The sequence below is a fragment of the Pectobacterium aroidearum genome (genome assembly GCF_041228105.1).
GTDB classification, from domain to species: domain Bacteria; phylum Pseudomonadota; class Gammaproteobacteria; order Enterobacterales; family Enterobacteriaceae; genus Pectobacterium; species Pectobacterium aroidearum.
Window position 1 is genome coordinate 2,369,810 of record NZ_CP166097.1, and the last position, 13,471, is coordinate 2,383,280.

The 13,471-nt window shown below is 53.3% G+C and carries 13 protein-coding genes; 4 read left to right on the forward strand and 9 right to left on the reverse strand.

Going from position 1 to position 13,471, the window contains the following annotated elements; all coding sequences use genetic code 11:
- Window positions 1-174 precede the first annotated feature (174 nt).
- A complete protein-coding gene (gene rstB, locus AB8809_RS10935; RefSeq protein ID WP_342414309.1) occupies window positions 175-1,488 on the reverse strand; it encodes a two-component system sensor histidine kinase RstB in 1,314 nt (437 codons plus the stop codon).
- A complete protein-coding gene (rstA, locus tag AB8809_RS10940; protein WP_015840499.1) occupies window positions 1,485-2,222 on the reverse strand; it encodes a two-component system response regulator RstA in 738 nt (245 codons plus the stop codon). Before rstA ends, rstB begins: the two co-directional genes overlap by 4 nt.
- A 121-nt stretch (window positions 2,223-2,343) precedes the next feature.
- Here rstA and AB8809_RS10945 point away from each other — a divergent pair, with 121 nt between their 5' ends.
- Both AB8809_RS10945 and AB8809_RS10950 read left to right on the forward strand, forming a co-directional pair.
- On the forward strand, window positions 2,344-3,639 hold the full coding sequence (locus AB8809_RS10945; protein WP_349856008.1) for an immunity 26/phosphotriesterase HocA family protein: 1,296 nt from the start codon (window positions 2,344-2,346) through the stop codon (window positions 3,637-3,639).
- Window positions 3,640-3,799: 160 nt separating this feature from the next.
- Window positions 3,800-4,375 carry a YceI family protein gene (locus tag AB8809_RS10950; RefSeq protein ID WP_349856007.1) on the forward strand — a complete coding sequence of 192 codons (576 nt, stop codon included), beginning with the start codon at window positions 3,800-3,802 and terminating at the stop codon, window positions 4,373-4,375.
- Window positions 4,376-4,461: 86 nt separating this feature from the next.
- Here the strand turns inward: AB8809_RS10950 and AB8809_RS10955 are convergent, their stop codons facing one another.
- From AB8809_RS10955 to folM, 3 genes are read right to left on the reverse strand one after another with little or no spacing between them, the layout of a single operon-like run.
- A complete protein-coding gene (locus tag AB8809_RS10955; protein ID WP_349856006.1) occupies window positions 4,462-5,265 on the reverse strand; it encodes a hypothetical protein in 804 nt (267 codons plus the stop codon).
- The gene (locus tag AB8809_RS10960) at window positions 5,262-5,750 is read right to left on the reverse strand and encodes a sigma-70 family RNA polymerase sigma factor (protein WP_219607090.1); all 489 of its coding nucleotides are present in this window, start codon (window positions 5,748-5,750) and stop codon (window positions 5,262-5,264) included. Before AB8809_RS10960 ends, AB8809_RS10955 begins: the two co-directional genes overlap by 4 nt.
- A gap of 57 nt (window positions 5,751-5,807) precedes the next feature.
- Entirely contained in the window at window positions 5,808-6,530 is a 723-nt protein-coding gene (gene folM, locus AB8809_RS10965) for a dihydromonapterin reductase (protein ID WP_349856005.1), read from the reverse strand.
- A 138-nt stretch (window positions 6,531-6,668) separates the two neighbouring features.
- Here folM and AB8809_RS10970 point away from each other — a divergent pair, with 138 nt between their 5' ends.
- Window positions 6,669-7,085 carry a hypothetical protein gene (locus AB8809_RS10970; RefSeq protein WP_015840493.1) on the forward strand — a complete coding sequence of 139 codons (417 nt, stop codon included), beginning with the start codon at window positions 6,669-6,671 and terminating at the stop codon, window positions 7,083-7,085.
- Between the two features lie 24 nt (window positions 7,086-7,109).
- On the opposite strand, the gene dauA is transcribed toward AB8809_RS10970, so the two are convergent.
- From dauA to AB8809_RS10985, 3 genes are all read right to left on the reverse strand, one after another.
- On the reverse strand, window positions 7,110-8,828 hold the full coding sequence (dauA, locus tag AB8809_RS10975) for a C4-dicarboxylic acid transporter DauA (protein WP_349856004.1): 1,719 nt from the start codon (window positions 8,826-8,828) through the stop codon (window positions 7,110-7,112).
- Window positions 8,829-8,991: 163 nt separating this feature from the next.
- Window positions 8,992-10,092 (reverse strand): sodium-potassium/proton antiporter ChaA, encoded by a 1,101-nt coding sequence (gene chaA / locus AB8809_RS10980; RefSeq protein WP_015840491.1) that lies wholly within the window; start codon window positions 10,090-10,092, stop codon window positions 8,992-8,994.
- Between the two features lie 286 nt (window positions 10,093-10,378).
- Complete coding sequence (locus AB8809_RS10985; RefSeq protein ID WP_349856003.1) at window positions 10,379-11,182, reverse strand: siderophore-interacting protein; 804 nt, start codon at window positions 11,180-11,182, stop codon at window positions 10,379-10,381.
- Window positions 11,183-11,619: 437 nt separating this feature from the next.
- Between AB8809_RS10985 and AB8809_RS10990 the strand changes: the two genes are divergently transcribed.
- A complete protein-coding gene (locus AB8809_RS10990) occupies window positions 11,620-12,306 on the forward strand; it encodes a gamma-glutamylcyclotransferase (protein WP_181844860.1) in 687 nt (228 codons plus the stop codon).
- 73 nt (window positions 12,307-12,379) lie between these two features.
- On the opposite strand, the gene AB8809_RS10995 is transcribed toward AB8809_RS10990, so the two are convergent.
- Window positions 12,380-13,420 (reverse strand): DUF481 domain-containing protein, encoded by a 1,041-nt coding sequence (locus tag AB8809_RS10995; protein WP_015840488.1) that lies wholly within the window; start codon window positions 13,418-13,420, stop codon window positions 12,380-12,382.
- Between the last annotated feature and the right edge of the window lie 51 nt (window positions 13,421-13,471).

Consider the following 13,471-nt stretch of genomic DNA (forward strand, 5'->3'; position numbering starts at 1 on the left):
ATTTCCTCGTTATCTCATTCACGTTTCGTAGCCCTCGGTTGGGCCGGTGAAGAGAGAATAGGAGAAACAGAGAGCGGCTTCAGTGAGTGATTGGTTTCGGCGTGTAACCTAATGTACAAGCCAGGGAACTGAGGGAAACAGGAGAGAAACGGCGGGGTTACCGCCGTCTCTGCGTTAGTGCTGGATGGCGATGGCTGGCTGCGCTGTCGTGGTTTTTACCGGCCAGCAAAAGCGGAAACGAGCGCCGCCGAGCGGGCTTTCATCCACGGTAATGCTGCCTTCGTAGGCGCGGGCGATAGCATGAACAATGGCCAGCCCGAGCCCACACCCGCCACTGCTGTTCTCGATACCCGCTTCCAGACGGATAAACGGTTCAAACACGCTTTCCCGGCTTTCGGGCGCAATACCGGGGCCGTCATCTTCGACTTGCAGACAGGCGATATGTTCGGCGTCGGACGTCAGGCTGATGTGTAATCGGCTATGGCAGAAGCGCAACCCGTTACCGATCAAGTTATTCAGAACCCGTTCCATCAGGCGCAAATCGAGTGCGCCAATCTGCGCTGAAGGGGGCATATCCAACGAAATATGTTTGTCAGGGTGGATTAGACGAAAATCGTCAACTTTTGCCTGTAACCACGAAGGAATATCGATATTGGCAAGGTGCAACGTCACCTGCGGACGGTCGAGTCGGGCATAGGTCAGCAGCTCGTCAATCAGTGCTTCAAGCTGGCCAATATCCCGGTTTAGCGCCTGCTGCTCGTCTTCTGTCAGATTGTCGCTCATGGCCAGCCGATAGCGCAGCCTGACCAGCGGCGTACGCAACTCGTGTGCAATATTATCAATCAGCTGTTTTTTACTGTTGATGAGCTGGTTCAGGTTATCGGCCATGCGGTTGAAGGCAATGCCAAGCCGGAACAGGCTTGAGGTGCTATCGAAGTGAATACGCTCTTCCAGATGGCCATCGCCCAGGCGTTGTGCCGCATTCTCCAGTTTTAGCATCGCCTGCCAGTGTGGCCGCATCCAGAGGAAAACCGGCAGCGCCAGCGACAGCCCAATCAGCATCACCAGCAGTAAATCCAGCAGCCGCATTTCGTGCAGGAAGAACAGATACGGAATAGGGCCGACAGCGAGCACGTAGTGGCTGCGGGGGATGCGTTGGATAAACGTATATTCGTCATCCAGTGCAATAATTTCCCCCTGATTCAGACGCTGGCGATTCTTGGGACTCAGCGCATACTTGCTCACCGGTTCGATGTGCAGTTTGAACGACAGGTTTAAATCAAGCTGGTTGATGGTTTTATGCCAGTCGCGAGGCGGGATCGCGCGCAACTCATTACGAATGAGGTACAGCGAGCTTTTCATCAGGTCATCCATGGACTGACGCCCGGCACGTTCGGCCGTGACTTTATAGACCAGCCCGACCAGTAACGTCATGACGACAAAACAGGCGAACAGCAATAGAAAAAACTGGACGAACAGCTTTCTCATAGCGTGACGCTCTCCCAGGTATTGGGGGCGAACAGATAACCCTTGTTACGCACTGTTTTGATGCGGAACGGCTCCAGCGGGTTGTCGTACAGTTTTTTACGCAAGCGGGAAATCGCTACGTCAATGCTGCGGTCCATGCCGTCATAGGTAACGCCGCGCAGGTTTTTCAGCAGCGCATCCCGATCCATGATGTGACCGGCGTGGGTCGCCAGTTGCCAGAGGAGATCGAAGTCCGCGGTGGATAACACGATGTGCTCTTGTCCTAATGTCACTTCGCGATTGACCGGATCGATGCAGAGCAGACCGAAGTGCAGTGATTTATGCACTTGTAATGCAGCAGGCGCGGCGTTTTCCGCCACAACCTGTGGCGCGGTGGCGTACTGGCGTAAATGCAGGCGCAAGCGGGCGAGCAACACGGCAGGCGGTGTGGTTTTCAGGATGTAATCATCGGCGCCCATTTCCAGCGCCAGAATATGGTTCATATCGCTGTCCAGCGACGTCAGCAGCACAATCGGGCCGGTATACTGTGGCCGCAATTCCCGACAGATGGTCATACCGTCTTTACCGGGCAGCATGATGTCCAACAACACAAGGTCGGGCTGCTGTTGTTCAATAAAGGCCAATGCCTGATCGCCTCGAGCTTCAACCTGAACATCAATGTCATGCTTGCCGAGGTAGGCCGCGATCAATTTTCCTACTTCAGTATCATCTTCTATAAAAACAATCTTATGCATGGTATCTACGTCATCCCCATCTCACTGCTGATAGCATAGCCTGATGATAGATGATAAACGAGATATGAAGCGTAAATGGGTGTTAAGTGTTTGTTTGCTTGTCCAAATTAGATAAGCTGCGGTGCGTGCTTTTTGGGGCGATATCGCACCGGATTTTCGTCGTTTATCAAGAACGGCCACGCCACCATTACCGATTATTCCACTGGGAACCGCGCTGAAGATGAAACCGATTGACCAGATAAACAGCTGGATGCAGGAAGCCTTACGCCCTTATTTTGGGCTGGAACCGTTATCGCCTGAATGGGATATTTTAACCGTACGCGATGACTATTTTATCTGCTTTGATGGCGACACGATCCGCAAGCGCATTACCGCCACTGCGCTAAATTATCAGGAAGACGATGTCATTATTCATACGCGTGGACGTGAGGTGATTTTGCCGAGAACGACGCGTGGTAAAGAGAAAAAGCTGACGTACACCAGTGTTTCCAGTGTGAAGGCGGATGGCGTTGTGTTTTCTGCGGGCGTCAGAACGCTGAACTCGGGAAACTATGGCTACATCAACGCCAGCAATTACCGAAACTCTATTCGGCTACCGCTGCCGGAATGTCGGCATTTGGTCAGCAAAGAAGAGCTTGTCGACTGGCTACAATCTTACCCCGAGCGTGTACCGACTGATTACGCGGATAAGCTGGAACGGCTGATGAGTATGAAAAACCAGCAGCATAAAACGGTTCCAGGCGACATTTTTCGGGTTGAAATAGACTTACATACCGATGGCTATGTTCTGGTTATTGGTAACCTGCGTCAGATGCAAAAGGACGCGCTGTTTGCTGAACACAGCATTTGGCATGATGTGATGACGATGCCGCTGTTTGTCCGGCCTTATCTGTTTCGCACCACCGTGCGTAATCCCTCCTTATCGGAGATTGTGGCGTCGCCCTTGTCTGAAAAATGCTGGATCGTTATGGATGACGCCTTTCTGCGCGGTAACTATGAATTTGTGGGATCGAAGATATTGGCGGAAGAAGACATTCTGTTCCCGGTGGGCTATGGATCCAGTATCAGCGCACAGAAAAGCGACTATCGCCTGTCATGGGGGCCTTGTTCGATCAATAAAGCCAGTCAGGATACGGTTTTCAGGGCCGGACGCAGCTACATGAACAATGGCGCCTATAGCAGCGTGTCGGCCGAATGCTTTGCCGATAGCGGTTTCCCTCACTACGATAAAACGCTACTCAATCCAGAACACCGTGAAGCATGGGCGCAGGTGTTGGCTGAGTTCGATTTGCCGCCCGACACCACCTACGATGGGTTTGCTCAACATGTTGGTGGGATGACGCGTGCGGCCTACCTGACGTATGTCGCCGGCAATAAAGCGTACCAGCGCAAGGGGCGAGCGAAGAACAAAGCGTGACATAGCGCCAGCGATCTTATTGGGCGGGACTTTAGCGCAAAGCCCGTCCACCATGAATGCCCGGTGTTTTTTTCCGTACCGAGAAAAATAATAAGGATTGACCGAATAAATTCTCCCTCCTGAGCGTTTACGCGTTGTTTATTCTGAGGAGAATCCTGTTATGACACGCATCCTTCCCGTATTGGTCAGTGGGCTGCTCATCAGCCCGCTGTTACATGCTATGCCGCTTAACTACACCGTTGCTACTGATAGCACCGTCATTGGGCTTTCGTGGCAAGCATTTGGGCACCCGTCACAAGCCTCTCTTGACGGCGTGACGGGCAACATTACACTGGATGCTGAAAAGGAAATGAATGACCGTATTGATGTGAAAATCCCGATCACGACGCTACAGGCCTCCAACAGCCTGTTGACCTATCAGTTAAAAAGCAGCCTGTTTTTTGATGCTGAACACTATCCCGATATTACGTTCACCAGCAGTAGGGTTGTGGCGTTGGGGCAGGGGCACTTTCGGGTTTTTGGTTCACTGTCGGTAAAAAACGTCCAACGTCCGGTCATTCTGGAAGCCACACTTGAAGAACAGGGCGGAACGTCATCGCATGACGGTTCGCTGTCTCTTCATGCTACCACCGCGATTTCGCGCTCCTCGTTTAACATGGATCGGTTTACCGGGGTGGTGGACGATCGCGTCGCGATTAATATTGAAATCCGGGCGAAAGCCCGAAACTCGGTCTAACCCGCAACTCGGTCTAACCCGACACTCCGTATAAATAGTGGCCTTCCACACGTGGAGTCGTCCGTGTGTGGAAGGCTGTTCACGGGCTATGTCAGCGACGTTTGTAACCTGCGCGCATTTTCTGTCATCGAGGCAACAGGGCTACGGCCAATTAAGACGAACTGATAGTGGTGAGCGTACCACCAGACAACCTGCATATCATGACGTTGCTCATTGTTAAGCGCCGTGGACGTTGCCTGACGCTCGGGGGAAATGCACAGCGCCATCGGTCCATATTCGGCATGCATCCAGGTAATCTGCGCAATCGGTATATTGTCATAGCGCAGCAGACGCACCATTTTCAACTCTGCGTCGTGAAGCGTCAGCTGTTGCTCATTGAGATGCAATCCCATGTCCTGAGCCGTGCGCGAGAGCCCTCGTTGCAAGGTCTGTGCGGTATTATCCGCATCGAGTAGGGTTTCCGCGCGGTACAGTGACATGTACTGCGCTTCAAGATCGCGAATTTTCTCGCTGTCGCTGAGAATCATCCGGGGCGAACGCGCGAGGTAACCTAACCCTGACCCAATCAGCAAAAAACTGAGTGACGCCGCAATAAGCGAACGGCGGCTGACACCAGCATGAGGTGACGGGGGCGCTGATGTCGGCGCGTTCGTCATTAACGTCTCAAGTCTGGCCTGCATGGCTGCTTCAGGCGCTTTATTGAGCAAGGGGGCGAAGGCGGCTTCAAAATCAAGCTGACTTTTCATCAGTTCGGCGACGCGCTCGGCAAGCTGTGCATCTCCCTCAAGTAATGCCTTGAATCGTTGCGCATCGGCTTCATTCATCTCACCATCCAGCCAGGCAACGATGGCCTCGTCGCTGTAGGGAGGCGTAAAACGCATGGTGTTCAAGGCAGTTTCTCCTTTGCAGAGGGCAACGTATCAATGGATTTAGCCAGCGTACCCCGTGCGGCAGCCAGTCGGCTCATGATGGTGCCGATCGGCACCGATAGCGTGTCTGCCGCCTCCTGATAGGAAAACCCTTCGACATAAACTAAAAAGACGGTGTTGCGCTGTGCTTCGGGAAGCGCGCTGACGCGCTGCATGATTTTCTGGTAATGCAGGCGATTGTCATCCTGCTCATGGGTATCCGGGGCCAGCAATGCTTCGCTTTCGATAAACCCCTGTCCCTGACGCACGCGGCGGGCGCGCAGTTCGGAAATCCATATTGAATGGAGAATGGAGAACAGCCATCTGTCGATACGCGTGCCGGGTATAAATTGCGTACTCTTTTCGAGCGCCCGAACGCAGGTAGACTGGACAAGCTCTTCGGCAACTTCATGGCTACGCGACAGCACCAGTCCATAGCGCCATAGGCGCGTCAAATGTGCAGTCAACTGCTGGCGAACGTCGCTGGTGGTGATGTTTTTATCCTCACAGTGAGACTCAGTGCGTTAACGTAAAGCCCGGCCACCATCAACGCCCAGCGTTTTCCCGGTAACGTAGCGGCTGTTGAGCAGGTAGGCCACCAATTGGACGATCTCCTCTTCGCCGGGGGCGATTTTCATCAAGGATTTGTCCAGCGCCTGCTGACGATAGGCTTCATCATCCTGTTCATTAAACAGAATTAAACCGGGGGCAATCGCGTTGACCTTCACCTCCGGTGCCAGCTTGCGGGCAAACGATCGCGTCATATTATCCAGCGCCGCTTTACTGGCGGCATAGGCGATGTGTTTATCGCTGCCTTTTTCTACCACGTAATCCGTCAGATGAATAATATCCGCACCCGCGGTGCCTTGCCCACGCAGACAAGGTTCCAGTAACTGGTTGAGCAAGTAGGGTGTATAGACATGAATTTGCAGCATATCGGCCAGCGTTTGTTCTGGCGGTATTGTGGCACTTTCTGGTTCCCAGCGGCTGGCATTGTGAATAATGGCGCGCAGCCGCGGCGTGAGTGACTGGATTTGCTCCGCAAACGCATAGATATTTTCCGTGGTGGAAAAATCGGCGGCCAGACAAACCGCCCCGTCTTGCTGTAACGCCTCCAGCTCGGGATAAGGCGTACGATAGCTGATGATAACCGGAATCGACTGCGTCAGAAACGAACGCGCCAGTGCCAGCCCAATACGCCGCGCGCCGCCGGTAATTAACACGGGAGCAGAAGAAAAAGTTGTCACAATTAGGTCTCCTCAACACGCTAGTCAAAAGGGGGCGAACCGTGACAATATACCCGAATTAACTACTATACAGGCTATGGTTTTATACCCGTCAGGGTAGTACGCCACACAACACTGGCGAAGAGGAGAGGTGGGAATATGGAAAAATCCCCTGAGTCTACAAGTTCCAGTGAGCAACTCTGTCTGGACTATACGGATTATTTGGCGGCACTGTGCAAAAAACGTTGGCGCTTTATGGATGCGATGTACGGCGTGATGCCGATTTTTGGTATGGTGACCAAGATGGCGCCGTCTCGGCAAAGTGCGCCGAAAGAGCGGCTGAAGATGCTTGCGCTACAGGTACTTTCTACGCAGGTGAGTGACGAAACCAACATTATCAGGCTGATTACGCTGGCACGTCAGCAAGGCTTGAACGCGTTTGATATCCAACTGCCTTATTCATTGACGAACGAGCAACTGAGCACCATTAGCGGCGAATGTGACGCCGCGCTGGATTTAACGCTACGGGACGAACGTCTGTCCGTCCGCTTCAATATGCCCGCCGTACAGCACTAGTACGGCGGAGCCTGCACGGTATTTCTACTCTGTTTTTGCTACGTTGGGGCGCGCCGTCGTCGCCTCAATCGCCTGCGCTAATGAGCCGTAGAAGCTAAGCCGCCCTTCAATCGGATGAACCTTCGCCCGCGCCAGCGTTTTTAACGGCTGGAAGGGAATGTCGGTGATGATGAGCTGCTTGCCTTCAGGCAGCGTTTCGCTAAAGCGCAGGAACGCATTGAGCCCGCCGGCATCCAGCACCGGCACGGCATCCCACTGCAAGATGATATTTTGATAGCCTTCACTGCGCACGGTCAGATCGTTGAAGATGCGCTCTGCTGCGGCGAAAAACAGCGGGCCGTTAACGCGCAGCACCAGATGGTCCGGTATTTTGGTGTCCGGTAGTTCACTCAGACGGGTCATCTGCGCGATGCGCCGCATGAAGAGCAGGGATGCCAGCACGATGCCGACAGTAATGGCGATCACCATGTCGAACAGCACGGTCAACGACATACACAGCAGCATCACGATGATGTCATCTTTTGGCCCGTGGCGCAGTAAATCCACTACCTTGTGTGCTTCGCTCATGTTCCAGGCGACAATCAGCAGCAGTGACGCCATTGCCGCCAGCGGCAGATAAGACAGCCACGGCGCAAGGATCAGCAGCGCCAATAACACCAACAGTGCGTGAACCACGGCGGAGATCGGCGAGTTCGCGCCTGCACGCACGTTAGCGGCGGAGCGGGCAATCGCGGCGGTCGCGGTAATACCGCCAAAAAAAGGCGCGATGATGTTACCGAATCCCTGGCCCATCAGCTCCGCGTTAGAATTGTGTTTTTTCCCCGTCATCCCGTCCAGCACGACCGCGCACAGCAGCGACTCAATCGCGCCCAGCATCGCCATAGAAAATGCGGCAGGCAGCAGCGCGGAAATACTTTGCCAATCCAGCGTCATTGTCTTGCCATCCGGCGACGGAATATCCCACGGCAGAATGAGCTGCGGCAGGATAGGCGGAATCCCTTGCCCTTGCGAACCATCCGCCAGCATATAGCTGAATCGGGAGCCGATGGTGGCCACATTCTCACCGAGCAGCGACATGATCCCCATCACCGCGACGCCTGCCAGCAGGGCGGGCAAATGGCCGGGTAAGCGAATACCGAGTCTGGGCCAGAGGATAAGAACCAGCAGTGTCGTTGCCCCAATCAGCGTATCCGCGAGATGCAGAGTAGGCAGCGATTGCGCTAGTGCCGCCACTTTTTCAACGTAATGCTCGGGGACGACGGCCATCTGCAAACCGAAGAAATCCTTGATTTGCATGGTACCGATGGTGATCGCGATCCCGGAGGTAAACCCTAGCGTCACGGAGAGAGGAATGTATTCAATCAGACGGCCGAAGCGGCAGACCCCCATCAGCAGCAGAAACACACCGGAAAGCAAGGTGGCAACCAGCAGACCGGATAGCCCGAACTGCTGCGACACCGGATACAAAATAACGACGAAGGCGGCCGTCGGGCCCGACACGCTGTAGCGTGAACCGCCGCTGACGGCGATGACGATCCCGGCAATAGCCGAGGTATAGAGCCCGTACTGCGGAGGCACGCCGCTGGCAATGGCTAGTGCCATCGCCAGAGGGATAGCGATGATACCGACGGTAACGCCGGCGATAATGTCGTGGGTAAAACGTTGCAGCGTATATTTTTCGCGCCAGCACGCGTCAATCAGCGCGCTGAATGGCCTGACACCGTTAATTCCGTGCGTTTTCATCTAAGCAGAAACCAAAGTAAGGAAATAGATCAACATGGCGGGCCTGTCGGTCCGTCGACGACAGCCTTACGATACGCCGGACATGCTCAGAAGATCCAGATATACATCAAGAGAAGTGAAGTCTTGCGGGGCCGACGCGGCGAAAACCGCGTCGGCAGAGGGGTTACAGTGTGATGGTGATCAGATAGGCGGCAAAGAGCGCCAGGTGTGCGCTGCCGCTTAATACGTTGGTTCTACCGGTGGAGAACGTAATGTGGCATAGCACCAGCACCGACAGCATCACGACAATGTGCGGCATATCCAGACCGAAGTTCAGCGTACGGCCGGTAATCATGGCGATGATCGTAACGGTAGGGACCGTCAGTGAAATGGTTGCCAGCACGGAGCCGAAAAACAGGTTCATGGCACGCTGCACCTGATTTTTCAGGACGGCGCGGATCGCTCCCAGCCCTTCAGGCGAGAGGATTAACAACGCAACCAGGAAGCCCGTAAACTGCGTCGGCGCGTTCATTTCGGTCAGCAGCGCTTCCAGCGGCATGGAGTTCATTTTGGTTACCGCGATAACGGCAATCAGGTGAATCAGAAGCCAGCCAGTGTGCCATAGCGAACTGTGTGCGGATGGTTTACCGTGATGAGGGTCATCGCCATCGCCTTCGTCTTCATGCTCATACACAAACAGGCTTTGGTGCGTACGCGTTTGAATCAACAGGAACACGCCGTACATCGCCGCAGAAATAGCGGCAATAATCAGCGACTGCGCTACGCTGAAATTACCATCTGGCAACGCGCTGGGGAAAACCAGCACAATCACGGCCAACGGGAAGATCGCCATCAGGTACTGCTTGATGCCGCTGAGATTGACGTATTGTGTAGCGAATTTGCGGCCGCCGAGTAAGAGGGCGAAGCCCACCAGGCCACCGGTGACAATCACGATAATCGAATAGAGGGTGTCACGCATCAGGTCTGGGCCAGCGTCACCGGTTGCCATCAGCGCTGAAATCAGGCTGACTTCCAGAATGACAACGGACAGGCTGAGGATCAGCGATCCGTAGGGTTCACCCAGACGGTGCGCGAGCACGTCGGCGTGACGTACCACGCTGAACGCGCTGAAAAGTATTCCGGCTAACGCAAGGGCGTTGATGCCGAGAATAGCGATGAAATCTTGTGAACTGCCCCACATGTAGAGCACGGCCAGCGCAATAACAGGAAAAATGAGTGAGTATTCATGATGGCGAGTTTTGACCACCTCAGCATGAGACTTCATTGCGGGAGTTCTCCTTATCCAGAGGAATGATACGGCAAAATATCCCCGTCATACTTCAAGCTAGCATACCGGACACTCGAATTATTCAGGGCATAAAACGGTAATAAACAGCAAAAGGTTACTAAAAAGTAGTTATAACGTAATGAAACGAACAATATGATAACAGATTGTCGGCGTAATGCGGGGAGTTTTACGGATTTTTACGCTTTGAGATAAAATTCAAATGAAAAGGGAGAATCTGTGTATCTTCTCCCTATCATAATAATATCAAATGTATTTTTTGTGGTTATTCGTCAGGATTGTCCATGATATCGTGGCGTTTATGATGATAATCCTCTTCATTTAACCCCTCTCGCCAATAAGGCACTGCATACATCTGATTTCGTTCACACCCACGTTCACGACGCACATGGCGACGAAGCTGAACCACGATACGATCCTCACCCGCTAACCAGTAAAATACATTTTCAGCTGTTGGAAGCGCCTGAAAACGTTGCAACAGCGTATCGGTCGCGTCTGTTCCGCCGACGATCCAGTGCAGTTGAAGCTGTGATGGTTTAACGATATCGAGCTTATCTGCCTCGCTGTCGACACGAATGACGGCATGTCCCTGAGCATCGTCAGGCAGGTTCTCTAACAGCGCCATCAGTGCGGGGAGCGACGACGGGTCAGCGGCCAGGTAATAAGCGGCGGCTGGCGGCAGCATAGGGAGCGGGCCGCCGGGTTGTGAAATACCGACCCAGTCACCGGGCTTGGCCTGACGGGCAAAGACGACGGCAGGACCAGCGTGATCATGCAGCGCGAAAACCATATCCAGCTCCGCCTCTTCCGGTCGCAGTGCGCGGACGCTATAAGTGCGAACGATAGGGCGGGCTTCGCCCTCCGGCCAGATCGGGCCGCGTTCGCCAATGGCTGGCAGAATCGGTTTTTGCTGTCCCGCCTGTGGCAGAAAAAGTTTGATATGCGCGCCATAGCGCTCGGCTGGGTAATCGCGCAACACGTCATGCTGGAAAGTAATGCAGCGCAAATGAGGGGAAATATCGTGGATCTGTTTAACCTGAACTAAAACAGGCTGACGCGGCGTTGCCATGCAGTGTCTCCGTGGGTAGTCGATGCCAAAATAAAGAAGATAATAACACGAGATGATAATTGTTATCATTTGATGTTTGGCCGTTATTATCTTGTCGCCGTCGATATTCTGCGAGCGCTGGCGTGTAAGCGGCAAACGTACGATTTTCGGCAGGTTGCTGACGTCACAAAAATGAGGTTTGTCTCAGGAAAACGTCAAGTCTGGCGGCGCATTGCCGATTAAGTTGATACAAAATCGGAATATCGCGTGGATGAAACATTATCACGAACTTTTTTAGTTTTTGTGACCACTATCAAACTTGATTGCAAAGCCATAAATGAATAACCTCAATATTGATGGTGTTGTAAAATTGAGCAGATGGAGCAGTTAGGTTTTTAAACGCAGGGCGAGAGCCGATCTGACGAGCAGAAAAAGAGTAAGGTTGGGGGTAGTAAGTAGTGTTAACACGCGATTTTTTGCAGAAAGCAGATTGTAGAACGTCTTTTGGTTGTATTGAGGAAACCTTACTGCTCACGCCGCAACAGCGGGCTGATTCGTTGGACAGGATGCTGGCGCTCCGGCCCAATAGCTGTCCGGTCTGGGTATTTGGCTACGGTTCGCTGATGTGGAACCCGGTTTTTGACGCTGAAGAAACCTGCCTTGCCACGCTGACAGGGTGGCAGCGTGCTTTTTGCCTGCGTCTCACCATCGGTCGCGGCACGGTAACCCAGCCGGGACGGATGCTGGCGTTGCAGCCCGGTGGACAAACGACAGGTCTGGCTTTCCGGTTACCGGAAGCGTCTCTGCGTGAAGATCTGGAGCTGCTGTGGAAGCGTGAAATGCTGACGGGCTGCTATCGTCCACTCTGGTGTGAGCTGCATCGGAAAAACGGCGCACCGCTGACGGCGCTGGTGTTTGTGTCCGAACCGGAACACCCTTTGAATGAAAATGATACCTGTATTCAGAGCGTTGCCCCGCTGATTGCCCGTGCGAGCGGGCCGCTCGGCACCAATGCACAATATCTGTTTGCGTTGGAGCAGGAACTGAAAAATCACGGAACGGAAGATGCAAGCGTGAGCGAACTGGCGCAGCGGGTGCGTATTCTGCAACAGTCGTGTTCTGCGGCAGCAGGGAACGGACAATAACGGCGCGATGAGCGTGAGAATTGAGGTGAACGACAACATCGCCGTTCACCTTGAGACGTATGAAGTGACCGAATTACCAGCCGACGCCAACACCCATGGTGTACAGCGTGTCGTCAACATTCCCCTGATTACTTTCAATACGGGTACGTGACACTTTCATGGTCATCGAAGACCAGTCGGTCAGTTTGAAACGCAGACCTGCATCCGCTTTCAGATAGATTGGCGCAGTGCCATCAAATGAACGCCCCAATTCACCGTTGGTGAAGGCTTCAACCGATTTGCTAAACATATAGCGGTTATACGCCCATTTGATTGCACCAGAGTAGAAATCATCATCGCCCTGATCGCGGTATACAAACGTTTGGGAGTTGACCAGTGAGGTCAGAGAGAACGCGCCTAAATCGTTATCCCAGAACTGATAACCGGGACCGAGACCGAAGGAACGGTTGATTTTAATACTTTCGATCCAGTCACGTTTGTATTGATAACGGCCCTGCCAGAACCAGTTCTCATCCACGAATTTGTCCAGCGCATATTCGCCAGCCGCATTTTTGGTACTCTCGACTTTATCCTCTTTTGCCAAATGGTAACTGGCATCAAGGTTGTGTCGCCATGTATCGTGACGCGCTTTGGTGTTCAGCGTCACATCGTAGTTATCCGTTTCAGTCGAACTTTTCTTGTGCGACATGCCGGCATCAATGTTGCCTTTCCAGGCGAAATCGGTCACCAGCGGCTTCTGCGCGACGATGGACGTGATCTCGGAAAGTGGCAATGTTTGCGGGCCTGCGGCTTCGTTAGCAAGTGACGGGTTCGCGACGATGGCACGGTTTTCGCTCGCTTTGATCGTCGGATACAGGACGCCTTTCTCGTAGCGTTCGCCTTGAATCACCAGACCATGGTCGGATTCAAAGGTTTTCACCTTGTCCCAGGCTACAGAAATAGAGCCAGCATAGTCGGTGTTGATAAAGAGTTTACCGCCGTCGAGCAGCGTGATTTTCCCTGTGAGCTTGTCGCCGTTGTTCAGCCAAATGGTGTCAGCGCGGCTCTGTGTAATGCCAGCAGAGAGGGCGATAACCAGACTGAGGGAAGAGATTGCGTGTTTGGATAGTGTCATTATTGCCAAGTAAACAGTGGTGACATGTATTGAGATGTCCGTCAGAGACGT

What these genes read in the sequence shown, in the direction of transcription:
- rstB (WP_342414309.1), bottom strand. Translation starts at nt 1,488, where the DNA reads ATGAGAAAGCTGTTCGTCCAGTTTTTTCTATTGCTGTTCGCCTGTTTT.
- rstA (WP_015840499.1), bottom strand. Translation starts at nt 2,222, where the DNA reads ATGCATAAGATTGTTTTTATAGAAGATGATACTGAAGTAGGAAAATTG.
- AB8809_RS10950 (WP_349856007.1), top strand. Translation starts at nt 3,800, where the DNA reads ATGACACGCATCCTTCCCGTATTGGTCAGTGGGCTGCTCATCAGCCCG.
- AB8809_RS10970 (WP_015840493.1), top strand. Translation starts at nt 6,669, where the DNA reads ATGGAAAAATCCCCTGAGTCTACAAGTTCCAGTGAGCAACTCTGTCTG.
- dauA (WP_349856004.1), bottom strand. Translation starts at nt 8,828, where the DNA reads ATGAAAACGCACGGAATTAACGGTGTCAGGCCATTCAGCGCGCTGATT.
- chaA (WP_015840491.1), bottom strand. Translation starts at nt 10,092, where the DNA reads ATGAAGTCTCATGCTGAGGTGGTCAAAACTCGCCATCATGAATACTCA.
- AB8809_RS10985 (WP_349856003.1), bottom strand. Translation starts at nt 11,182, where the DNA reads ATGGCAACGCCGCGTCAGCCTGTTTTAGTTCAGGTTAAACAGATCCAC.
- AB8809_RS10995 (WP_015840488.1), bottom strand. Translation starts at nt 13,420, where the DNA reads ATGACACTATCCAAACACGCAATCTCTTCCCTCAGTCTGGTTATCGCC.